The following is a 24960-nucleotide window of genomic DNA, read 5'->3' on the forward strand; positions in this document are numbered from 1 at the left end:
TCCTGCCAATTTGCGCCGTTAGGTGCTACCTATTTGTAGATTATCATCCCGAAAATCCAATTGCGCCGTAGGTGCTACCCAATCGTACATGGAAGAATCATCTTTAAGAGGGTATCATCAAGGCCTTACAATACCACCTTGATGGTATCGCCGCTTTTGATAACGTAGGTATGCTGTTTGGCTCCTTGGATAACTTTTACGGCAATTTTTCCACCCGCCCGTCTTGAAATTCGGACATCGAAAACTGTTCCGAAGGCTTTAATTTTATTCAAGGCCATATTATTCCAATTGGTTGGTAACCTTGGCGTACAATCAAAACTGTTAAAACCGATAGGTCTTATGCCGAACAGCCCCTCGGTGAAGATCCGGCAATACAGACCGCTTTCGGCCGATAGATGACGTTGGTTGCCCTCAGGATAGGCCTCAACCGGGTATGGCACATGCTCACCCAACAGTCTGCGGGTTGAATAGTAATGCAGATAATCTATTGCCTTGTCAGTTGCACCGGCTTGCAGCACGCCTCGCAAAGCATACAAAGTTGACCGATCCCAGAATGTTTCTTTTCCGGCTTCGGTTGCCAGTCCATCTGCTGTCCATAGTTTTGGCGAAAACAGCGCCTGGATAGTTCCTTCTTTCCTGTCGAAAATACCCATGGCCAATGGCATACAGATCCAAGCCCGGAGGATATTGTTGGTTTCGTAATAACGATAGGTTTGGTATCCGTCGATAGTCGCGCCAAAGTATTTTTCTATTGCGGCTTTAAGCTGGGCCGCTTCTTTCCGGTAGCCATCGGTAATTTTAGCAGGAACCTGCAACTGTTTACCAAGCAGCGCTGCTGATGTCAAAGCATCATAATACAAGCAATTGGTTGATAAATTGGCTTTCCCCGCCGGAAACCGTCCTTCCAGTTCGTCGGCATCAGAAGTTACCACACCTTCCTGGTTAATATGCCTGCGGCTGTACTCCAGGCACCAGGTTATCAGCGGCCATAATTTGCGGGCCGAATCTATTTTACCATAGGCAAGCGCAAATCTTGACGCACCATAAGCTATCATAGCCTGGTCGCCGCGGTCGCCTGCGCCATTCCAGTAGGTATCGCCCTCGGCTACAATTGAACTTGGAATGGGCTTGTACTGCGGGTTCATATAACTTGCAAACAAGCGATAACAATTCATGGCAGATAAAACGCCTATGCTATCGCCAGAAAAAGCAAAATACGGACTTACATATTCTGCCTGGTCATTAGCCCAGATAGCCGCATAGTATGATAAGCCACCCGGCCCATGCATATAACCGGCTTTTGTTTTAAAGATGCTCTCTGTGGCGCGTATTTTGGCAAAAGCAAATTCGGTATTTAAAATACTATCGGGTGTTTGTAACTGCAGCGGCGCTAAAATCTCGGTTACACGCTGCTTTCTTGCGGTTTCTTCGGCTAAGGGATTAACCGGGTTTGACATTCCCGGATGATCGGTAGCGAGGTAACAAACAGACAAAGCTACCGATTGCCCCGGCTGCAACACATGCCTTCCATCATTAACCGTTTGCATGATCACCTTATGCGGTGCCGATTTACTGGTTGCCGAATCAGTTGTAACCATGCGACTTAACTTTTCCATCGAAACAGTTACCTGTTCGCTGCCCTTATTTGTGATGGTAAACTTTTCAATAGCCAAAGGTTTGTCGACAGAAGGAAACAAACTGCGGTCGACGCTGATAGTCCCTTTTCTACCTGCCTGGCCCAATAAGTGCATAATGCCATGCTGATTAATACTCTTAACCTTCAAGCTTATATCCCCGGTACCATCTTCGCCGGTTAAATGCAGCAATTGGTTATCAATATAAATGCGCGGCAGTTCATTATCATGGAAAGTGTAAGCGATATGGCTCCGGGTATCATCGGGCAGCATCCGGAAAGTTGGAAAAACCACCGTGCGGGTCAGGTTAGCCAATTCGCTGGTGTCTATTCCATACTTAACCCATAATGAAACCTTTTCGCCCGACATTTCAATGTGGTCGCTATGTGGCAGACGGTTATCTGTTTTCCAGGAGATACTGCCGTCGGGTTGTATAGCCCACCTGTTATTTTGTTTAGCAAGACCAGCTTGTTGCGCCTGAGCTGTACAACAGGTCGATACAATAGAATATAAGAAGATGCAGTTTTTAATAAACTTCATAAGGTAGAAAGCATAATTGCCGATAGATTAATATACTTTGATGTTAACTTTTTGATTGGGGTTAACGGTGGTTTCCACAAAAGACACTACTTTGTTTTGCAAGTCTTTTCCCGCTTTAGTGGCCGTGATTTTACCATTAACATTGGCATGCTTAAAAGTGCCATAAAACATGGCTTTCCATTTAAAAGCGCGGGCTCCTGTATTTTTCATGGCCGATTGCTGCCTGCTTAAATGATCCAAACTGATATTGGTGTTTAAAAGCGGCACATTGCTGATTGCAGCATTACCGGGCGCATCGGTTTTGTAAATGGTGCTTAAGGTTTGTGTGCGGGCATCGGGCGATATCCCCATCAGGCCCTGCACAACACCCTCCACTATACCATACGATACTTCAGGATATTCCCGGCGGGCGGTTGACGGATCGGAAAGCAGCAGGATATAATCGCGGGCCTTTTCCCACCGGCCAAACTTGTAAAACAGGAAAGGATAGTACGACATATTTTCGACATTAATCCTGGCCGCGGTAACCCTATCCAGGGTTTTGCCTGCCCTTACGTTATCCTTCAAAGCATCAAACCAAAGCAAAAACGTTTCACCTTCGTCTTTTCCAAATTGCCCCGTATTACTGTAATAGGTATAGTATTGATTATCCTTATCGCTCCACCAATCGGCCTCAAGTCGGTCGAGATATTTTTGCGCTTTTTTCGCGTAAACCGCGGCTTCCTTAGTTTTTCCTTTAAGCGTAAGGATATCCGAGTAAGTAATCATTCCACGATAAAGCGCGGCAACCAGATCGACACCGGTTTTAAGGTTTTGTACTCCTTCCGAATAAGAAGGTAAGCCCCGGCAGCGGTGAAAAGAATCACTTTCATTATACGGAACAGGAGCATTGGGATGGGCAGGCCTTTTCAATAAAGAATCGGCGGCCAATACCCAGCTGTTGATATACTCGTTCACAGATCTCTGCTGAAAATTAACAAACGCGGGGGCATCAATATAGTGGCGGTTGCCGGTCCACAGGTACATTCGCCAGCTTGCATTTAACACATCAAAATTCGCGGGCAGGTTATACCAAAACTCCTTATCGTTGCGGTAATCATCTGGAGCAGGCTTGTTCCATTTATTGATTTCCCAGTACGAACACCAATCTTTTGACTGCGAAATGTTGTCCGCAAATAAGTTGAACATATTAACGTTCTCAGGGCTCAAACCCAATACTTCGGCACCAATGCACTGATGCGATACATCCCGCATACAAAATGCAGATCTTGGAGGAAGCGCAGATTCATACCAGGGGCCAACAGGGTCTGTAGCACCACCTCTGTAATGCAGGGCTTGCTCTTTTGCCCAATTAAAGGCCTTTTCAACAGCCTTATCCGACGATGTAAAGGCCGGTTGAGCGACGGCGTTAAAACATACCAAAAGCAATAAAAGCAGGCTTGCTTTATATTTCATTAAGGCCATATCGTAAATTATTTAATGTTTATAATGTATTAAGGTTATAGCAAATATACAATAAAGTATAAATTCTATTCTGTTCTATTCTATAAATTGTAAAATATATTTTAAACAAACTTACTTTGCCAGAATCAAGGGAGAGAACATCACAAATAACGCTATCATAAGAATAAGCAGAATACCTGCAAAATAGTACCGGTTTTCCCAGGGGCGGATATCTACCAGGTTATTCAGCTTTAAAGTATAGGGCACCGGCATAGGATATAGCTTGCCAATAAGCAACATCAAACCACACGTAAGCACAAACAAAATGGCCAGGATATGCAGGAAATGAATATGCGTATTCACCACTAACTGGGTACACGCGTAGCAGGTAATAAAAAAGCCCAACCCTACTTTAGCAGCTACACCGGGCACTTTTTTAGTTACAAAACCGATGAACATGATTGTAAAAATGGGCACGTTGAAAAAGCCGTTAACAATTTGCACGTAAGTGTAAAAACCATTTTTAACAAACATGATAAGCGGGGCTATAAACATGGCCAGCAGGCAAATCAAAATCTCAAACTGTTTGGCTGTGCGCACCAGCTTTTTTTCTGTAACCGGTTTTGAGTGTTTTTTTAACCAGGGCTTGTAAATGTTCAGCATAAAAAGTGTGCTTGAACTATTGAGCCCGGCATTAAACGTTGTAAGCGATGCCACAAAAACAATTGCCGAAATAAAGCCCGCGATAAAAGGCGGCGATACCTGGCTAACCAATCTCGGAAAAGCCTCGGCGGTGTTATGCATATTGGCAAAAACATGAACAGCAATAATCCCAGGGATATTGAGCAGCAGTGGTGATACCAGCTTTCCTAAACCGGCAAGAGCGATGCCTTTTTGGGAGGTTTCCAGATCTTTGGATGACAACACCTGCTGAATAATATATTGCTCGGTACCCCAATAATAAAGATTAACCAGCAGCATCCCCGTAAACATAGTACCAAATGGTATAGCGTCATGCGCTGAACCTATGCTGTTCAAGTGCCAGGTATTTTTGGTAAGCACTTGCTGCAAGCCGTTACCTATGTTTCCATGCCCAATATACCTGAGGCCGAAGAATGGCAGCAGGATCCCCCCGCAGAAAAAGCCTACACCCAATAATATATCCAGCTTTGTGATTGCCTTTAATCCCCCAATGATGGATACAATGCAACCGATAGTCCCCATGATCCACACCAACACCACAATCACGGTAGTATATGATATTCCCCATACATCGGAAAAATGGTATAAACCATTAAATGCGACTGCGCCTGCATAAAGCACAGACGGTAACAGGTTGAATATATAACTGATCAGGAATATTACCGACACCAGTCTGCCCACATCAGCCCCATATCTCGCGGTCAAAAAATCGGGAGTTGTTGCTATTCCCATTTTGAGGTACAACGGCATCATAAATTCCGATACCAGCAGCATAGCAACCACCGAACTTACGCCCCAGGCCATAACCGTCATGTTATTGGTATAAGTAAGCTCATTTTCGCCTATGATGGATGCTGCATTGATATTGGTGAATAACAAACCGCTGCCCACCAGCACAAAGCCAAGGCTCCTGTTAGCAAAAAACAGGTTATTCAGGGTATTAACCCGCGCACTGCCCCGTCGGTACCATGATATAAAAACTACTATACCGGCAAAAAATAAAAAACCGGCAATCATCATGGCATTCATATCGATGGGTTATAGCGTATTCCTGTCAAACAATAACATCGGAACGGTTAGCTGCAGTTTTTCCTTAGATAAAACAGCCTGCCCGGCCCTTTGCCCCATGCTCGAGAAATCGGCAGAGAATGTCGTTATACCGATGATTTCCTTGGCTGGCTCATCATTATGCGATAACACCCCCAAGTCCTTACCCGGTTCAAGCATCTGCGTTTTACAGTCGCGCATAATTTGCCAGAGCGCAAAGTTGTCGAGCGTAAAATATACCTTTCCTTTTTGGATAGACCCGGGTACGTACTCTTCCAGGATCTTACCTTTCACATCAAAATCTTTCAGGAACTTTTTAAACGATTGTACGATCTCTTTTGGGTCGAGCGAGTTTTTAGAATGGTAAAATATAAACTCATCAAACTGCTTTATCCGCGGGGCAAGCTTCGAAAAAACATCATAGGAGCTTTGTCCAAACTCCTGGGTAATGTGGTTAAACTCCCCTTCCAACGACTCGAACCTATCAAACATCAGGAATTTATTACGGGGAATAATCTCCAGCAACTCTTTGGTTTTAGGATGCGGGATAGGTGCAACTACATACATTTCGTACTTCCCTCTTATCTGCAAAAGTATGGTTTCAAATATCTCGATATTACCATGATGAAAATAGGTGGTAAGCTGTACGGTTTCCCCAAGCTCATGCCTGAAGTTGCGGTAAAACTGCTCCTCAAAAGTATCCAGGTTATACATGAGCAAGGCTACATTTAAGGTTTGCCCGGTATTTCCGTTGCCAACAAAGTAGCCCAGCCTGTTTTTACTCTCCACAATCCCCCTGCTGATGAGGTCTTTATAACCTTTCATGATGGTTTCGCGTGAGAAGCCCAGTTCCTTGATCAACCTGTTCACCGATGGTAACACCTCATCCTGGCCGATGAATTTTTCGTCGATAGCGTTGATAATTCCCTGAACAAACCTGTCATGCTTGGAGTAAGAAGGAACTTCCGCCAGCTTTCTTATCTCATCAAATATCTTATCCATTAAGTACGTAGTTTTAGGCAAAGTAAGAAAAAAAGGCAGCTACGCTGCTGCCTTTTTTATGCATTGTTTATTTTAATTGTAATTAGGGTTCTGTTTAATATTAGGATTGATCTGGATCTCTTTACGAGGGATCGGGTAATAATAAAAACTTGGCACCCAGGTACGTTTTTGTATCGTGGTTACTTTATAAGTGAACGATGTATTGGCCGGCGAGGTTGGAGTAATAGTAATACCCAGCGCGTCTTTAGAGCCTATTTCGGCCATGCCCCATCTCCTGATATCAAAGAAGCGGTGCCCTTCAAAACATAGCTCGATCCTGCGTTCATGGCGGATAGCATCTGTTAGTGCCGCGCCTGTAGCGGTAATAGTTGGCATGCCGGCCCTTACCCTGATTTTGTTCAGATAATTCAGCGCCTCGCTGCTGTTGCCAAGTGCGGCTTCAGCCTCGGCATAGTTCAGATAGATCTCGCCCAAACGGAAAGCAACCCACTGGCAGGCACTATAAGGCTGCACATTAAAGTCATAGCTTTCATCAACCATCTTCCTGATTGTATAGCCTGTTTTTGAAGCATTCCATGGAGATAATGAGCTTGTTTTTGAATCAAGCCCGCCCTCGTAAAACTGCGCACTGCGCTTCTGGAAAGGTGCTCCATTATATAAGATATCGGCATAAAAACGTGGCTCCCTATTTTGATAAGGGTTAGTGCCGTTTGCGGTCCAGCTAAAGTGGCTGCCATCGGCCATATCAAAATCCTCAACCATTTGCTCCAGTACATTGTATGCGCTGTAGCCGTTGTAACCGTTAGGGCTCAGGTCGCGGTAAAGGGTGTTGTAGCGGTCTTCCTGTACCTGGGCATTAAACACCCGCGAAAAGATCACTTCACTGTTAAAGAAATCGGTGAAGATGGTGTTATAGGTTGTCGCATTTCCGTGTAGAGAATAAACGTTAAGATCAATCACCGCCTTTGCAGCATCGGCAGCAGCCTGCCAGCGGCTTACATCATTACCGGTGTTAAAAGTTGGACTGGCAGCATACAACAGCAAACGGGATTTAAGGGCAAGAGCCGCGCCAAGCGTAGCTTTACCATAATCGCTGCTGTTGGCATACGTTTTTGGTAGTATTGCAGCGGCGGCAGCTATCTCGGTCAAAATAAAATCACGTGTCTGATCATAAGTAGCTCTCGATTCCGTAAAAGTATTATCGTTAGCGGTATATACTTTGGTAATCAGCGGAACGCCGCCAAAACGCTTCAACAACTCAAAATAACAGAGCGCTCTCAGAAAGTGCACCTCTCCTTTCATATTGTTCAGCTGTGCACCATGCCCAACGCTATCGGCCATACTTACGTTTTGAAAAAACAGGTTCGTTTTCTGGATGGTGCTGTATAGCGTTGTCCAGTAATTTAATGTGGAGCTGTAATTTAAAGGGAACGAACTCGATTGGTTATCAGGCGTAGCCTGACCCATGATATAGGTATTTTCATTACACCAGTTAAAATTACTGTACAATTCGTCTGTTTGTGATCCCCAGCCAAAGCCGCCGTCTTTAAAGGCAAATACCGACTCTTTATAGATCTGGTTAACAAACACCTGTATCAGCGAGGGGTCCTTCCAAACGTTGTTGGTTGTGAAGGAGCTGGTGGGCTGCAGATCGATTACCTTTTTACAGGAAAAACCCATAATCAGCAGCAGTAGTAAACTAAAAGTTATATATATCTTTTTCATCACTCAATTCATTAAAATGTAACGTTTACGCCCAAATTGATGATCCTTTGTTGCGGGTAGATCCTGCCATCGTTAACAGTACCTGTGGCACTTTCAGGATCAAACGAAGGCCCGAACTTATCAAACGAGAACAGGTTGTTACCGCTTACAAATACCCTGGCGCCTTTTACTTTGATCTTGCTCAGCAACTCTTTTGAAAAGCTGTAACCCAATTCAACATTTTTGAGGCGAAGGAAGGAATCATTACGCAGCCAGAAAGTTGAGGGATAAGCATTGGAACCGAACGTGCGGCTGGTTGGCCCGTTGAACGTGCGTGGGTAGTTGTTATCTCCCTCTTTTAGCCAGCGGCCGTCAAAAAACTCTTCGGCCATATTTAAGCCATTAGGTTTCAAAATAGCCTGAGCCCTTGCCTGTCCCTGGAAAAACACAGTAAAATCAAAGTTTTTGTACCGGCCACCAAGCGTTAAACCGTAAAGGATCTGGGGGGTGTTAGATAAAGTATTCCTTACTTTATCCAGGTCGTTAATAACACCATCATGATTTACATCTTTATACCTGATATCGCCCACACCTGTACCTACCGGATGTGGATAAGCGTTCAGTTCGGCAGTGTTTTGAAAAATGCCATCGGCCTGGTATAAAAGCCATGAATCAATCGGATGACCGGTAACGCGCTGGTAATCGGGCACATTGGCTGGCTCGGCACCATAAACTACTTTGTTAACCGCGTAAGTAAGGTTTCCGTTGATGTTAAAAGAGAAATCATTGCTGAGTTTTTTGCTGTAGCCCAGGTCAAGCTCGATACCTTTGTTATCAACTTTACCCAGGTTCACGTCCGGCAAAGTTAAACCGGTGTAATCAGGTACCGACGCGCTTGGCGGAACCAGGATATTTCTGCGCGATGAACGAAACGCGTCGACACTTACCGAAAAGGCATGAAACAACTGCGCGTCAAAACCGATGTTAGTAGTTGTAGCAACCTCCCAGGTTATGTTGGCATTAGGCGTTGGGCCTAAAGTAAAACCAGGTGTCTGTGTTGCATTGGGTCCGTAGTAGTAACCGGCACCCAGGTACTGTGAAATCTGGCCGGCCTGCAATCCGTAAGTTTGCAGATATTGAAACGCTGCCACAGCATCGTTACCCGTTTTACCCCATGAACCCCTCAGTTTCAGGTCATCGATAACTGATGAATGGAAGAAAGGTTCCTGTGAGATACGCCATGCAGCCGAAACTGATGGGAAGAAACCGAAGCGCTTACCAGCTGGGAAGTTTGGCGAACCATCATAACGCATGTTATAATCAAGCAGGTACCTGTCGTCATAATTGTAAGAGAGCCTGCTGATGAAATTTTGGCGGGCAAACTGGGTTGTTGCCGAGTTATTGGTTTGCCCTTCGGTGCTGCCTGCAAACAATTCCTGCACGTTATTACTCAGGAAACCGGTACGGTAAGCATCCAACTCGGTATAAGTTTGCTGTTGCTGCTCGTAAGCCACAAAAGCCTCAATCCCATGTTTACCAAATTTACGCTCATAACCAAGTTTGATGTTGGTTAGCCTGCTTTTGGTTTGATAATTACTGATAGAAAGGTTTGGCGGCACGGTAGAGGTATACTCATCATAGTTAGTGGTGATTTTGTTATAGCTGTAAGCAGGCGGTGGCATAGCGTTAAAGCCTTTGTACGCCCTGCTATTGACATCATAAGCAAAATAACCGTCCAAATGCAAACCGGGGGTAACTTTAGGTAAAGCCCAGCTAAATGATGTTTTGGTCTGTAAAAAGTCGTAGGTATTGTGGGTGTAACCTAAATCCTGGTTGAGGATGTAAACCATACTGGTAGCGGGACCGCCACCAATACCAACACCCACTTTCCCATTTGGATAAACTGGTGTAAGGTAAGGATAGGCATTCCACAACTGCTGGAAAATACCATTGGCGTCATAGCCTGGTGCTTCGCCATTTTTAAATTCACTCCGGTACATCACATCTACGCCAATTTTAAAATTGTCGGTAGCGGCAATGTCCACGTTGGCGCGGGCGTTATCATTTTTATAATAATCGGCTCCGCTGTTATAAATACTGTTTTGGTAAAGGTGCTGGCCCGAAATGTAATATTTCACCTTATCCGAACCGCCCCTTAATGTAAGTATGTTGTTGGTTTGTGTTGCCCATTTACGCATAACAGCATCCCACCAATTGGTATTCGGGTGGCCAAGCGGATCAGATCCGTCGCGGTATTTCTGAATATCATCGGCAGTATACTCGTGCTGCTGGCCAACCAGGTCGTCATATTCATTGGCCGCCTGTGCGTATTGCCATGAACTTAACATTTTAGGTACCCGGGTAGGCTGGGTAATAGAAAAATTAGAGGTAAACGATAAAGTTGCTTTACCGGCAGTACCCCTTTTGGTGGTAATCAGGATTACACCGTTCGCCGCCCTTGCACCGTAGATAGCTCCCGAGGCGTCTTTCAATACCGTAAAAGATTCTATGTCGGCAGGATCTAAACGGTTAAAGCCACGGTCGGGAATACCATCAATTACCACCAGCGGACTGGTATTGCCTAATGTTCCTTTACCACGTACAAGGATGCTGGCATCATCCGCACCAGGTTCACCACTGCGGGTGTTCACGATGAGGCCGGGTACCGCGCCCGCCAAGGTATTGGATACGTTAGCAACCGGCGATTTCTCCAGTTCGGTACCTTTAATGGTACTAACCGCGCCGGTAAGGTTTGCTTTTTTCCTGCTTCCGTAACCTATCACTACAACCTCGCCAAGACTGCCCGCGTTTTTATCAGGTGTCAGGGATACATCGCCATTCCAGTCTTTGGTAACAGGCACGATCTTTTTGGTGTAACCAACAAATGAAAACGAAAGTTTTGCATTGGCGTCGGGAACGTTGATTTTATAAAAGCCGTTTTGGTCGGTACTGGTGCCCAGGCCCGTGCTCTCCAATAAAATACTTACTCCCGGCAGGGCCTGACCATGCTCGTCGGTAACATGGCCAGTGATACTTCTTTTTTGTTGGGCAAAAACGTGCTGATAACAAAGCAGCATGATACAGCACAGCAAATACATGCCCAGTTTTTTAGGTGGTACTTTTTTTTTCATAATGGTTTTTAATTTGAATAATTGGTTATTCTGTTCTGGTCTATTCTTTAATAAAGGTAGTAACAAAAATGATACGTCCAAACATTTTTATTTTTTTTGGTGAAGATTTATTAGGGAAGGGGAAGATTGGCGGAGAAACGGGATTATTATTTACGGTGGGGATCCCGCTGAATAATGGGTTGCCGAGAGTATCGAATAGGAAATCCGTAATTATCAGGCCCGATTAGAGTAGTTGAGGTAAATCAGTATTTGCCCCCATTTTGGGGCACAAGGAACATCAAAATGGGGCAAAAATCAAAATCCGAGCATAAAGAAGAAACCGCGTAATTAGCTGTAATTAAGCGGTTTTCTTGTCTAAGAAAGGATTGAGTTTGTTTGATTTTGACGGTTTACTTTCCGATACAGAAAGTACTGCATATCTGATTATCAGTAACTTAAACGATTCCAGGTACAAATCAGTAACAAATATCGATTTTGTTACTGAGTACTATTCTGTTATCCTTTTGTAGATAACTACGCAATACTAAGCATTACTTTTCAATAATTGTCAAAGTTGTTTTTGACTATAATTGATCAATAAGCTTATATAGTCTCGTCAGCACGGTGGTGTTTCATCCGCTATTTCAGCTTTGAACAAATCGATCGTGATCAGATGCAAGGTAGGTCTATTTTTTTGTAGGCAAACAATAAGCATTCGGATCCAAAAAGACATCCGAACGCTCTGCAATGGCAGCTTTCCGTTCAAACCGGCGATATTGTATCCTCACCTCGACCCTAAATATCTTTCACCTCTTCCCCATCCAGGTGTAATCTACTTTGCCAAACCTATGATGCACTAGCTCACAGTACACTTGAAAAAACCAGTACCGCATTGTCACCAAAAGCTTGCATTCCTACCACGACTTCCAGATACGCGATGCTTGAAAGGAGCCAAACTGTTAGACCATTGATTAAAAACATACCTTTTCCCAAAACTACGGATGTTGTTAATTCGGCTCTTCCTTATGCTTGTGTTGAGAAATGACGAATAACAACAAGATAACAAAGAAAACACCTATGTAGAGCATTTCCAAAGGATCCAGGTGTTCCCCCGATTCTTTAAAAAATAATTTTTCAATGATTTTTAGTGAGGTATAGGATAACAGCGATGAGAAGAACAACTTTTTAGAAACGTTTAGATATTTTTCAGCATTGGGGTTAGGTTTATTTGCCTTGTTGATCAGCCTGCTCCATTCCAGATCGTAATAGTTCAAAATGCCAAACAATATAAATACCGGCAAAAAATAGAGGAAAAGCTTCTCGGAAAACTGTAGGATGAACGGAAATTCATGCTCATCAGGAATAGTCAGGAACTTTCCCTGAATATCAACGAATAATTGAAACCCGGCATAGGAAATGGAACAGATCAGCAAAGCATAAATCAAATAGACAAGCATATTGTCAATTAACTTCTTACTGATAACTTCTCTGAGAGTTTCTTTTAGTACTTCATTTATCCAGCACCAGACTTCAGTGATTATCCAATTAGTTTTCTTCCAGGACATGGCCATAAAGGTTTTGATCCCGGTCCCGTGATTTAATTTTTCGTCGGGTGTTATTCCGTCGCCGTCGTAGTGGTCTTCCATAAAATATTGATTGTATTTCGCGTTTTTATTGCAAGTTCGATTCCTTGGTAATGATTTTTGTTGATAAAATTTTTCTTGTCAAACGTAACATCCGTATGAAACTCTGATCTTTCCCAATTTGATACCACGATAGGAATTGCCCGACCAGTACGTCGGTGATCCAAATTGATTTGATTGAAGAGCTTCAACCCCAATTCGTCCTGTCCTTTATCTAAGCTCACATCTATGATAAAAAGATCTATTCCGTCAGGGATCAATTCAATGCCTTCACCCTTATTCAAAGCGGCAATAAGCGCCGGAAGCTCCACTTTTTCGATGTCAAACTTATATTTAGACATCGCTACGCCTTCAGCAAATAACTTATAATGCTGCGGGTTATCTTCTATGATCAAAGCCTTATAATTCATCATCTTTTGATTTTTATTGAAATTAAGAAATAATCACCATATGGCTTTACAGGCATGCTGATTGAACAACGGCTGTCTTCTAATTTTTCCACTTCTTTACACATCTTTAATCCGTAGCCTTCCACCTCCTGTGATACAGTATCGCTTATACGGTTGCCAAAAATCAGTTCAAATTCCGTTTTATTATCCTTCCAGTTAATGGTCCGGTCAACTCCATATTTTTTTTGATTGAGTATCAGTTCCGGAATAAGACTGTTAACGATGACTACCGGCAGCTTAATTTTGTCGAATTCATTTGGATTAAGAAACTTAACAACTTTGCAGACATCTAGTGAACCGACTTTACCCAAGCGTTCAGAAAAGTAAATGGTATAAAGTAAGTCCATGAAATAAGCGTAAAAAAACACCTTCTCTCCTTTGTGTTTTTTTGTACTAATGCCCATCTGGCTATTAATGGAATTGGTCACTACCAGGAATTCTTTAAATGGGAATGTAGCTTTTTTGATATATTCCAATTCCAAAGCTTCCTTCACATCCTCGATTTCGTCGTCGACTTCAATTTTTCTCCCGATTTGTTCATAATCCTGTACGATAGCTACCTGATTGGAAATGAAGTCTCCAATGCCGTGCTTTAAATGCCGCTGATAATTCATAATCGTGCGGTTTTCGAGTAATTCCAGAAAGGTATTACTTGATGTTTCAGACTTGATAAACTCACTCAGCGACTTTCGAAGTAGTAACAAGAGCCTTAATTTCCGTTCATCGACACGCTCTCCGCTTTCAGATACGATCGTCAGCACTGCTTGCGTGAAAAGTGTTTTGCTCTCTTTGATATCTGACAAACGAATGGCCAGTAAGGAAAATGAATTTAATTTACTTAGCGTTTTTATTTCTGAAAAGCTTCCCATCAATTTGTCGTTGATGATGTTTTCCCGATAGCGTATTCCTGCCTGCGTCTTGTAGATCTCGATATTAGATGGGCTATGCTCTGCGCCGTTTACATACCGGGATTCAAACATATGCCTGGTCAGCGATCCCTTAAGGCTTTCATCATCCTCTAGGATACGGTGTACGGGAGGTTTAATACCAAATTCACACGGGGCGAAAACGTACAAGTCCGAATCGTTTGCTGATTCCAGGCTATTATAATTGACCGTCAGGTGTGCAGATATTACCTGATTTCCAAGCATTATACCAACTTGCTTGAGCAACTGATTTATCTTGTACTTAAGGTCATTACCTGTTATAGGTTGCTTATTGGTCTCCGCTCCCCAATTATATAGCATGCTTTTTATTGTTAAAAAACCTTTAAACGCATCCTCACAATTGATAATAAGGTCATCTCTGATTACCTTAAATTTCGGATCATGCCTGTAACTGCCGAAGAGATGCCTAATATTGATGATCGAAATTGTTTTTTTACCATTGGCGCTTTCATTTAAGCGGTAATGTTCCCAGAAACGTTCGATGATGGCAGTATTTTCAAGTTTCAGTAAGCGCAGGTAGTGATTAAAGTTACCATTCCGATCGTCTGTTGGATTATATTTGGGCTTACTCCATAAATCCAATTTCAAATTTTTCTCTAAGCGTATCGCTTTTGTTTCATGTTCCTCGATAAGTTCCTGAACTAAGGAAACCAATTGGTAAATGAACTTTTTTACGGAAACATAGGTATACTTTGATTGCTCCTTTATCGCTTTAAGATGACGGTAAAAGCCCTCTCTCTTGGGGTCAAAAATCAATTCCGTGTTATAACTTATCGCAGCTACTTCGAGTTCCTTCTGATCTATATCTTCAATAAGCGTGGTGTAAGCTTCTGACATGATTAGGGCCTCGAGTTCCTTTAAATATTTGGCTACTTCGATTTTACCAGGAGTATAATCTGTTTGTACAAATAAATTAGTTAACTGGTCGAATATTTTCCTGTTACTTGCAGCAAATTCAAGATTAAGCATGCTTTCCTGCTCATAAAGCATATCCATAAATTTCTCCAGCGATCTCAAAAAGGTAAGATGGAAAATGTAATTGCTTTTAAGCTGAACAGAGCGCTTCAAAAGGAATTTGAGCCGTTGAAATTTGGAAAAGTAATTTCTTGATGTGACTTCAAAAAATGTGGCTAATTTCTTTCTATCTATGAACTCCATTTCTTTGCGCAGTCCCTCTAATTCGTAAAGCACCCACTGAAACGCCGCGTTCCTAACACCTTTATAGTACACCAATGGCGTACTGCACAATAATTTCAATATGACGTATTTCACATTGTGCGCATATTTTTCTATAATGTCTTTATGATGGCTATCATTAGCTAAACCATTCAAAATGAAATTGATCAGGTTTTCCAGACTATGCTGATCTGCATGAAAAAAATCATGTATGGGCTGTTGATATTCATAATTCATCGCACCGCTATCCATCTGTGTTGCAGACCGGATCTCAAACAAATTATATAAATGATGTAAAACTAACAGCTGAAATAACTTCTTGTCAAAATAAGCAACATCATCCCTGATCCGATTCGGTACGCTTTCTTCGATATCTACCGGTTCCAGTTTGTTCAGCTTGGTCAGGAACAGCAGTCTGATAGCATCGAGTGACGAGGTCTCGGCAAGAGCATTATACCGTTTACGCTCTTTCGCCAATGGAAATTCGCTGTCAGGTTCCTCAATAACTGCATTATTCAGCTTTGCAAAATATAATAAGCGGCTATGTTCTTCTGCATTTAACGAAGGTAATTTGATCATCAAGTTATCCTCGCAATCATATGACATCCTGTTAATAAGTGAAATACAAAAATCGATCCCTCTTCCGGTTAAATATTTATTCCGTATATATTTGACGATGTAATTAATCTCTAAGAAGGAATTGATGGAAGACAAAACATCATCCACAAAAATAACAATATCCGCCTGATGTAATCCGTCGGCGTAAAGTGATTCTGTATTCTCGATATAATCTTCGCCTAAGGAGATCGTCAGGCAATTGGCCGTATATTCAAACAAATATTCATTAACTAAATCAATAAAATTGGACTTAGTTCCGGTCGCCGGGGTCAGTAGTACCACCTTCTTGAAGGCAAGGACACTTTCGTTAAAGACGTCTTTCTTCAGGCGCCTGAGCCACTCAATGATCGATTGGCGATTATTCGATACCACCTGGCCAGACCTTGAGAAATATAAATAATTATTCCGACCTTTCGTAATATTACCATATAACAAGGAATGCCGGAGGTCCAATGGGTTTCGGCCGTAATCATTACAGGATTTTACTTTTGGATACCCAAATATAAGTGTGGGCGTAATGGAGGTCCTGCCGGTCTCAATAAGGCATTTTTCCGCAACGATATCGTCTGGGTTACACAGGTCACAATTATCGGCATCCTTCCAGCTAGTATAGACGGGGATAAAATAGCGCTGAAATGTGTACTCATCCTCATTTGAACCATTGAAAGATTTTAACCTTACAGTCTTCCAGTTACGATTGATAGACACCCAGTTATAGGTCCGGTTCAATAATTCATCATCATAAAGGAAAAAATCCAGTCCTGCATCCTCGTCCTGTTTTTCGCTCGCCATTCGCTCAAAAGGTCTGTCATGCTCATCCCTGTGACCGACAAGAATAAGATTAAGGCTCTCGGGCAATATGAAATATCTACTGGCATATTTATAACTTTCCTGGGTGCGGAAGATTTCGTCCAGCTGGTTTTTGATCTTCAGCGAGGTTGAAAAGCTTGATGCTATCGGCACAAGGATCAAGATGTTTTTACTAACAGTTTCCAGGCCTTTAGATAATCGTCCGTCTTTGATTGTATTGTGATTGAATTCGATCCGAAGGTCCCGGACGTGTTTATTTTTACTAAGGATATTCCTGATCGTACTGGTCAGAAACGAAGAGTAATCTTCATAACCAATGATGGTCATTTTAAAAACAGGATCGGTTGCTCCTAAGGCATCCTCCCGCAGCAGCTCATCATCATATTGCGCAATGACGCCGACAATGGCTTTTGAAATAAGGTAAGAAAATGGCGTTGTAAAAAAGCTATTTTGAAATAAACGTTTTGCGTAATAAAAATCTTTGATATGAATTTTTGAGCCTAGCCGGAAATGCGTATCGGAAATCTTGTACCCTTTGTTATTAGTATCGTAATTATTTTCAGCATTAAATTCTTTATTGAGAGAGAATTGAACAGAATGTTCAAATATGGTGAGTTCATTGCCGTCAGGATATTTATTCTTGATAAGCAACTCGAAATACAACAACTTGTCTGCATGAAAAAGCTTTGAATTTGACAGGACATATCTTGAATCCGCACCATCTGTTTGTGACGGCTCTTTTAAAAAATCTTTTCTGAAGCTGTAATGGTGCCTCCAAATGTTCTTATTTAAAATATCGAAAGAAGTCTGACTTGCGCCGGTTAATAATGTGGCCCCATACCGCCTGATTTCTCTTCGGTCAGCCAGTTCTTTATAACTATAAAATAATACCCTACTTTCATTGTTCCAAAATTGCAAAGCCCCCTGGTCCGAGATCGACCGCCTTATTGCGATGATATTTCGAATAATATCATAATGCAGGTTAAATACGATCACGTCAGAGAAATAAAGAGACAGGGCGGATAAAAGCCTGATCCACTGACTTTCATTTTCAGCTCCCAAAAATGCTGCGTTGATCAGCAGGATATCCTCCCCGATCTGCGGCGCCAAATCTGAAAGCTGCCGATATACTCCGGCAATGCCTCCGTATTTTGTTGTCTGCTGCCCAACCTGAGCTGCCAGCGGCTGATAATATCGGATCGGCCTCTTATCAACTATTCCGGACTTCGTTATTCTATCCCATTCGACAATCTCATATTCATCCAGTTTTTGAAAAGCATTGATATTGGTAGCTTCCTTTCGCTTGTCTTTCAGAAAAACATCGTTTTTATCGGCAGTTGGACCCTGAAATCCAACAGGAACTATACAACTGTAAGCAGTCCCCAAACTCCTTGCCGAACTTAAAGATTGAACATAATCTGTATTAGAAGGCCCGTGATAAGCAATAAACCCTTCGCTCAGGGATTGTGACCGGATAAAACCATTATATTGAGATTTAATGATATGGGTAAAATAATGCAACCCAAACCGGCTGATCAATTTGTTCTGTTGATGATCTAAGCGTTGATACTTATCTATATCAACAATAAAAAAGTCTTGGAAGTGATAATCTTCCCCAATCACTTTTGCGTCAACAAGCCCCCCGACGTCCGAAATGACATTGTCCTGGATCAGGTCTTTAAAACTTTTCAAATAAGTCTCACGTATCGACTCCTCACCAATGTCGACCATCTCAATAGTCAAATAATGGCTTGCATTACATTGTTCTGTGAACGTTTTTTCTTCTTTCTCTTTCAAAACTGCCATCCGCCTGGCATCGAACAAACGACAGCTGATGATGCCTTTCCCGGTGCTGGAATGTTCAACGGCGTTCAAAGAAAGTTCTTTCAACCCGCGGCTGATATCGACCGCGAAACTTGCAAAATAATTTATTTTTTCCCTGTCCCTTGAAATTATTTCCCTTTTTTTCCTATCGTTAACATTGCGGTTCTCATAAAGGTCATCTGCCATGAGCAAACTCATGATACAAGTTTCTATGAAAGTTAAATTCAGCAAGGCTTCTGTATCGTAGAGAGCTGAACCGTCCGGATATTGCGTTAAGGTTACAATGTCCGCCATCAACCTGTCCATATAAGCCTTCCAAAGCCGGTCTGATGTGCCCTGCGAATACCGCCTGACAAAATATTTGTCTATATCATTTTTATCTTCAGTAAATATCAGTGGTGTAAATTTTCGGGATGCAACAGGCTGATCGCTTAAGTTATGAGTGATCGTTTGAATTTCGCCAGTCTCACGATCAGCCATTTTCGATCTCAAAATGATTTTACCTGCAAGCCAGGGGTTCAAATAGATGAGCTGACAAAGCTGATCTTTTAAACTAAAAACCCGGTCAGTAAGTTCCAGTCCTTCAAATGAGATGGCTACACGGCAATTATAATTTTCCCTGATAATTAAAACCAAGTATGACAAAAACACAGGATCAGCTTCGCCAACCAGAGAGCCTTTTTTTGCCTTTTCTCCCGTCATGGCTATAATTAATTCGCTGGAAGTTTCCTTAGAAGTCTCTTTATAAAATTTGATCAGCTGATCGATTGCTTCAGCGTTGATGTTTGCAGCTACCCTGATCTCTTTTTTCATATGATTAACGTGATACGCGGAATTTAGGCTTGATAAAACACTATTAAATAGACATTAACAAAGCGTAAGTTATATAACAATCTTATTTAAACAAATCATTTTAATAAAATAAGTCCGATCTACTTACATATTTACATTTTAAGTTAATATTATTGCATCGGAGTACTTACGAAAGAAAATATTATGGGTTTAATATCAAGATTAATAAAGAAGTTCTCCTCCTGAATAATAGATTGGACGACGGTCCGGCAATTCACGTAATTCTGTTGTTTAGGACTGCTAATCGTAATAATTTACCCTGGACCGGAGCTTGAAGATTTCCGGGTCACTATCATTCTTCCGAATCTTTGGGATTACGATTTCATCCTCCGCATCGTCACCAAAAGCCAGCATACCCATCACAACTTCGTAACGAACAAACTCTTTAAAGTCATGGATTTTGGGGATAATCCGAGTCATATAATACTGAGAAATTCACTTTAAAATGGGTAAGTATTTTATCAAAGGGTAAGTGTGAACTTACTCTGCGTCCGGATAAGGATTAGTTTGCAATTTATCTGGTACTTGTCGGATCAAATCTCATTATGGTTTCGGATGATACATATTCGCCCCCCTTTACGATAATTGGATATCACCCAAAGAAAATTTCGAAAATACACCCTGAGAAGATGAAAACGGTCAAAAGGTCTACTACACTTTTAATATCGTTTTTGCTGTTTTAGTGTGTGCTGTCATTGGCTGCTTCTTCTATTTGATAAGTCACATCTTCACTTCGAAGCAAAAACTTCAAAGAGTCTCTTAAGCAAAATGCCCCTGTAATAGTCGCAGTTGTAACAATATTAGGTCTTTTGATAAGTGGAGAGAAAACAAATCCAAGTAATCAATTTCAATGTCAAAAGATACCACGAAAAAATAGAGTTATGAGTATCCCGGAGAACGGATGATCGAAAAATATCGTAATAAGGTCTCTCATCAACAAAACCCATACCTCTGGAATGAAAATAGGCTGCCTGAGGTAAGGGTTTATAATACTTCTAAATCAATTATCGCTCGTTTTGCCAGCATCGGCAACGTATGATTCTAGCTGTCCGAGCAAAATCTTCTGATGCACCGACTTTGATTTAAAGGACCTTATTATTTTTATATCTTTTATAAACTGGTTGAGTTGAATCGTATCCGCAACTGGATATCGCCGGTCCAATACGAGGTCGGTCATCCGACTGAATTTCGTATCCTTAGATTTATCCGTAGCCACAAGTGATGTACCTCGATCTATACGGGCGATGTAAAATTCCCGTGATCTGTCTTTAAATACATTGTAAGGAACTTCGCAATATCCATTACTTCCCCAATCAAACCCCCAGGAGTTAAGTAAAATAAAGCGCCTGGTAATGTCATTGTATCCCACACACAAAATGGCATGATAAGCATCAATATCATCGGAGGCAGGAGACCATAAAAACGGTTTCGTCTTATCAACATGATTATATCCTTCGAGGTCCATGCTACCGGATGAATAAAGTCCAACTATAACAGGTATTTCCAGAGCTATATATTCTTTGACCGTCTCGATATCGCTGCTTATCCTTCGAAACCGGTAGTTGTCGAGCGTGGCTGCTTTTGCGAAAGCGGCCGCACCAGGATTAGCATTACAATTTTGGAGAGAACCGGTATAGGGATAATCAAACCATTTGCAGATTCCTTTTCTACCGATAAGACCAAATGCTTGAGAGAAATCTATCCCGCTACCACAATTCCTATTTCGTTGTTCATATTTGATGGCATTGAAAACGAATGCGGGACTATAGACAGTTTTGTAATCCGGCTTGTTATTTCTTTCCCCGTAACTATAGCCTCCCTGCCGTTTTTCATAATAAGACACCAGCGAGTAAGAAGTACAAAAGGCCGCACAAGAACCCTGCTCCAGTTGATCTCCTGCAGGCGGAAAAAAGCTTGGATTAATGCGTGCCGTCTTAGAACGGCTTTTCATAAAGTTCAGCGCACCACGGTCTAGCGTGTCGTATGGTATATTCTTGACAGAATCAAAAGCAGGCACAAGCAGAGGTTGATGTACCCTGCGTTTGGATGTGTCAGGCGCATTAGCGTTATTATCTGCGCTACCGCCCTGCCCGCAGGAAAACAGCAGCCAAATCATACCGGATAGCGTCAGTTGGCAATAGGCCCAAAAGCTGCCTTTTCTGAATGTCGGTCTCATATTCCCTTCCTCCTAGGAGCCTTTGCCGGTGCCCCGAAATTAAGGTTCATTTCTGCCCGAAAACCAAAAGTCAGGATTTTGAGGTTATCATAAGTTTTATATGGCCCTTGATTTAACAGTCCCCTCCATTCGGCAAAAAAATATAAAGGTGTATTTGCTTCTTTAGATGAGATTTTAGTCTGTAAGCTAATCATCAAATACTGCAGGTCGGTGGCGCGTTTGTTAAATACAGTTTTAAATGTTTTTTCAGATTCACTTGTCGCATTGTGCCAGGCGTAAGTATACTGAATTCCCATTATGAAAAGGTCATCATAGGAGAAAGCCAAACCCGAACGCAGATTGTGCTGTACTACCGTCAGGGTTGAATCAGCAAAATTTGATACAAGTTTTAACCCGAAGTTTACAGGAGACCAAGCCAATTCTCCTTTACCCATCTTGAAGCGCAAAAAGTTATTTATCGTTATTCCTGCAGTTCCAGGAAGCATCAGCCCAGGAATATAAGAAGTCGAATCTCTTATATCAATCTGACCTCCAACATAAGGATTGATTGAAAGGTCGTAGTGAAAGCGTTCGTCCTTTGACGTTGCCATCGTCCGTGTCCAACCGTAGTTAACAACCGGTGTTAAGTTACTTAAGCCTTTTTTGTTCCCAGAAAAGTTATAAGACAATAGCGCACCCAAGATATTTGGCTTGGCATCTTTTAGTTTTTTATCTTCCGGGTCATTACCCGCATTCTCATCAAAGGTACTATCAGAAACGGTTGTATCGGAAACGGTAGTTGTTTTTTGCATAACAGGTGTTTGTCCTATGCAAAAGTTTGCCATGAGCATAAAAAATGCCAGAAAAATATGTTTCATAACTATGATTATTAAGGTTAATAAAAGTGAGGGAGACCTAACGGAGCAACCGCGTCGTATCTCAAAGAGAATTCAGATTATTATACAGAAAAATTGTCGTCGTCGAAGCAGGTCATTTTTACAAACAAAACATGACTGAAAAATACGCTGCGGGGCCGGGGCACTCCGGTTTTGATAGAAGCGATGAAATGTTGACATAACAATTGAGTTAATGATTAATAAACAGACACTGGCAGATAATTCTGCTCCATACCTGACAGACCAAAATTGGTTCAATCTTGCTGCTTACTCACAAGTGTTTTGCCCGGATCTTGAAGTATTTTCCTCATTTAAAGCACCCCATGGCGGGGGTTTATCTTGAGCATAGTCCAGAAAAACTTTAAGTGAGGATGAAAACACGAGATAAGGGCCGTGGGAGGCTCTTACATCATTACATTTTCTAAGGAATACCGATAGCAAGATTATTCGTAACAGCTTCAAAAACAAGATGATTATCTGAGCGAATACGGTCAACAAATATTTAATAAGTAAAATTATCTTCCGTATTCGTGCGATTACAGTCCATTAATACACACTTTTTGTCACAACAGCAACAAGATTTTCAAAAAATTTGATAAATACCTATAAATCAGATATTTTTAATAACAAAACAACCAAAATGCACCCAAACCTTAATCATTTCTATCCTGACCTGATATTTTCGGTCTCGGTTCTTAAAATGAAAATACAACTGCTTTTAATACAATCTCATTACATACCTAACCTCACGCATTAATTCTGACTGCATGAAGACAATCAGCATAGTTATTGTAGACGATCATATCCTTTTCGCGAAGAGTTTAGAAATTCTTATCAAAGGATTTCCCGAATATTCGGTATTATTCTGCTGCTCAGATGGTGTCGATCTTACCAGAAAAATAAGTCAGAAGTTGAAACCCGATATTGTTTTACTGGATCAAAATATGCCAAATATGGACGGTTTAGAAACCGTAACATGGTTAAAACAAAACTATCCTGATATAAAGATACTTGTGCTATCGATGAATCATACCGAAGACACAGTTCTTAAAATGGTAAGAAGTGGCATAAACGGTTATATCCTTAAGGATTCAGACATAAACATATTTAAAAATGCATTAGACACGGTCAGTAATGACAATTATTACTATCCCAGATTCGTCAATAACTATTTAATAGGCAAAACGAAGTCATCGGATACATCGCCGAACGTTAAAAATCAGGAATTAAAAGATCACGAGATCGAGTTCATAAAATTAGCGGCCTCCGAGCTTACCTATAAAGAGATAGCCGATCAAATGCTGGTTAGCCTGCGGACAGTTGATGGTTACCGAGACCAGTTATTCAAAAAGCTGGAATTAAAAAACAGGGTTGGCCTTGTCTTATATGCCATTAAATGTAAAATAATTTAATGTTGTTTAATGCAATAAACCGATCAATAAAGGGAGCCCTCATAGAGATCTTATTTTTAAGATCTCTATGAGGTGTCTTCTGTATAATAATCTAGAACAAGAGGACATGTGCATGTTAAAAAAGATTATTCCAAGAAAAACACTTACCGCAGAGGGGTTTTCACTTGATTTCTTTTTTATCAATAGCTATACCTTTAATTCATCAAATAATTTAATAGTAACTCCCAAAAAGTCATGGAAAACACAAATCACATGTGCCTTCAAGGAAAAGATGTTGGCGATTCAAACAAAACAATTAAGATCAATTTAGCAGATGATGTTTTAGAAGTAAGAGGCTTCGGTCAACCTATAACCCGCGAGCGGGCGAAACAAATGGCAGAAGCTTATTTTACCGATATCGAAGCGGCTGACAGGTTGGTGCAAAAAATAATTAACGATGACAGATATCGTGACCTCGCAGAGGATCCGGATTTCGACAAATTAAAAAAACTGATTTCACCCGAATCTCAAACTGTTTCAGGTGTATTTGGGAAGGAAATCATATTGCAGATTCTGGCCATGAAAAACTGCGAAGGAATAAGATACATTGTCGGAAAGGACGAAGATGAAAAGAGAAACACGATCATCTTGATTGGGGTCACAGATGAAGGTGTGATAACAGGTGATAATGGCATTCCAAGAGCAAGTTCTCTTCCCTTAAAAGTAATAGATGCAAGCACTAATAATATTCCGGTCGATGGTGAGGTCCATAAAGCTAGCTTAACAATAGCTCAGACCAAGACAATGCTGAATAAACATAATTTACTCGACTCACCCAAAACCAGGACAGATATAATATTCGGTTCCTTTTAATCATGTTTACAGCTTACGATGTCATCTATTTTATAATTTACATAATATGCCTCACCGTTAGCTTTAAAACTACAACAAGAAGCATACCTGGATTGTCTTATATCCGCCTAATACTTTGTTGTGGTTTTGTGACGGAGCTGGCGG

The 24960-nt window shown here is 41.5% G+C and carries 13 protein-coding genes; 2 read left to right on the forward strand and 11 right to left on the reverse strand.

Annotated elements, in window-relative coordinates; translation table 11 throughout:
- Positions 1–125: 125 nt before the first annotated feature.
- The 11 genes from EAH55_RS20010 to EAH55_RS20065 form a co-directional block, all read right to left on the reverse strand.
- Positions 126–2174, reverse strand: coding sequence for a hypothetical protein (locus EAH55_RS20010; protein ID WP_208644895.1), 2049 nt, complete (start codon positions 2172–2174; stop codon positions 126–128).
- A gap of 27 nt (positions 2175–2201) precedes the next feature.
- Positions 2202–3629 (reverse strand): hypothetical protein, encoded by a 1428-nt coding sequence (locus EAH55_RS20015; protein WP_162996971.1) that lies wholly within the window; start codon positions 3627–3629, stop codon positions 2202–2204.
- 120 nt (positions 3630–3749) lie between these two features.
- On the reverse strand, positions 3750–5348 hold the full coding sequence (locus tag EAH55_RS20020) for a solute:sodium symporter family transporter (protein ID WP_121811217.1): 1599 nt from the start codon (positions 5346–5348) through the stop codon (positions 3750–3752).
- A gap of 9 nt (positions 5349–5357) precedes the next feature.
- Positions 5358–6368: a GntR family transcriptional regulator gene (locus tag EAH55_RS20025; RefSeq protein ID WP_121811218.1), complete on the reverse strand. Its 1011-nt coding sequence runs from the start codon at positions 6366–6368 to the stop codon at positions 5358–5360.
- A 72-nt stretch (positions 6369–6440) separates the two neighbouring features.
- A complete protein-coding gene (locus EAH55_RS20030; RefSeq protein ID WP_121811219.1) occupies positions 6441–8093 on the reverse strand; it encodes a RagB/SusD family nutrient uptake outer membrane protein in 1653 nt (550 codons plus the stop codon).
- Positions 8094–8104: 11 nt separating this feature from the next.
- On the reverse strand, positions 8105–11203 hold the full coding sequence (locus EAH55_RS20035) for a SusC/RagA family TonB-linked outer membrane protein (RefSeq protein ID WP_121811220.1): 3099 nt from the start codon (positions 11201–11203) through the stop codon (positions 8105–8107).
- Between the two features lie 986 nt (positions 11204–12189).
- On the reverse strand, positions 12190–12828 hold the full coding sequence (locus EAH55_RS20040; protein WP_121811221.1) for a hypothetical protein: 639 nt from the start codon (positions 12826–12828) through the stop codon (positions 12190–12192).
- Positions 12798–13238, reverse strand: coding sequence for a response regulator (locus tag EAH55_RS20045; RefSeq protein ID WP_121811222.1), 441 nt, complete (start codon positions 13236–13238; stop codon positions 12798–12800). Before EAH55_RS20045 ends, EAH55_RS20040 begins: the two co-directional genes overlap by 31 nt.
- Positions 13235–19462, reverse strand: coding sequence for a hypothetical protein (locus EAH55_RS20050; protein ID WP_121811223.1), 6228 nt, complete (start codon positions 19460–19462; stop codon positions 13235–13237). Before EAH55_RS20050 ends, EAH55_RS20045 begins: the two co-directional genes overlap by 4 nt.
- 1039 nt (positions 19463–20501) lie before the next feature.
- Positions 20502–21677 (reverse strand): C1 family peptidase, encoded by a 1176-nt coding sequence (locus tag EAH55_RS20060; protein WP_121811225.1) that lies wholly within the window; start codon positions 21675–21677, stop codon positions 20502–20504.
- A complete protein-coding gene (locus EAH55_RS20065) occupies positions 21674–22534 on the reverse strand; it encodes a hypothetical protein (RefSeq protein WP_121811226.1) in 861 nt (286 codons plus the stop codon). The genes EAH55_RS20060 and EAH55_RS20065 overlap by 4 nt, the downstream gene beginning before the upstream one ends.
- A gap of 785 nt (positions 22535–23319) precedes the next feature.
- Here EAH55_RS20065 and EAH55_RS20070 point away from each other — a divergent pair.
- The gene (locus EAH55_RS20070) at positions 23320–23964 is read left to right on the forward strand and encodes a response regulator transcription factor (RefSeq protein ID WP_121811227.1); all 645 of its coding nucleotides are present in this window, start codon (positions 23320–23322) and stop codon (positions 23962–23964) included.
- Positions 23965–24198: 234 nt separating this feature from the next.
- Positions 24199–24816 carry a hypothetical protein gene (locus EAH55_RS20075; protein WP_121811228.1) on the forward strand — a complete coding sequence of 206 codons (618 nt, stop codon included), beginning with the start codon at positions 24199–24201 and terminating at the stop codon, positions 24814–24816.
- Positions 24817–24960 lie beyond the last annotated feature (144 nt).

Origin of the sequence: Mucilaginibacter kameinonensis, assembly GCF_003675385.1 — a bacterium.
Classification (GTDB): Bacteria; Bacteroidota; Bacteroidia; order Sphingobacteriales; family Sphingobacteriaceae; genus Mucilaginibacter; species Mucilaginibacter kameinonensis.

What these genes read in the sequence shown, in the direction of transcription:
- EAH55_RS20045 (WP_121811222.1), bottom strand. Translation starts at nt 13,238, where the DNA reads ATGATGAATTATAAGGCTTTGATCATAGAAGATAACCCGCAGCATTAT.
- EAH55_RS20035 (WP_121811220.1), bottom strand. Translation starts at nt 11,203, where the DNA reads ATGAAAAAAAAAGTACCACCTAAAAAACTGGGCATGTATTTGCTGTGC.
- EAH55_RS20065 (WP_121811226.1), bottom strand. Translation starts at nt 22,534, where the DNA reads ATGAAACATATTTTTCTGGCATTTTTTATGCTCATGGCAAACTTTTGC.
- EAH55_RS20040 (WP_121811221.1), bottom strand. Translation starts at nt 12,828, where the DNA reads ATGGAAGACCACTACGACGGCGACGGAATAACACCCGACGAAAAATTA.
- EAH55_RS20020 (WP_121811217.1), bottom strand. Translation starts at nt 5,348, where the DNA reads ATGAATGCCATGATGATTGCCGGTTTTTTATTTTTTGCCGGTATAGTA.
- EAH55_RS20030 (WP_121811219.1), bottom strand. Translation starts at nt 8,093, where the DNA reads ATGAAAAAGATATATATAACTTTTAGTTTACTACTGCTGCTGATTATG.
- EAH55_RS20070 (WP_121811227.1), top strand. Translation starts at nt 23,320, where the DNA reads ATGAAGACAATCAGCATAGTTATTGTAGACGATCATATCCTTTTCGCG.
- EAH55_RS20015 (WP_162996971.1), bottom strand. Translation starts at nt 3,629, where the DNA reads ATGAAATATAAAGCAAGCCTGCTTTTATTGCTTTTGGTATGTTTTAAC.
- EAH55_RS20075 (WP_121811228.1), top strand. Translation starts at nt 24,199, where the DNA reads ATGGAAAACACAAATCACATGTGCCTTCAAGGAAAAGATGTTGGCGAT.
- EAH55_RS20050 (WP_121811223.1), bottom strand. Translation starts at nt 19,462, where the DNA reads ATGAAAAAAGAGATCAGGGTAGCTGCAAACATCAACGCTGAAGCAATC.
- EAH55_RS20060 (WP_121811225.1), bottom strand. Translation starts at nt 21,677, where the DNA reads ATGAGACCGACATTCAGAAAAGGCAGCTTTTGGGCCTATTGCCAACTG.
- EAH55_RS20010 (WP_208644895.1), bottom strand. Translation starts at nt 2,174, where the DNA reads ATGAAGTTTATTAAAAACTGCATCTTCTTATATTCTATTGTATCGACC.
- EAH55_RS20025 (WP_121811218.1), bottom strand. Translation starts at nt 6,368, where the DNA reads ATGGATAAGATATTTGATGAGATAAGAAAGCTGGCGGAAGTTCCTTCT.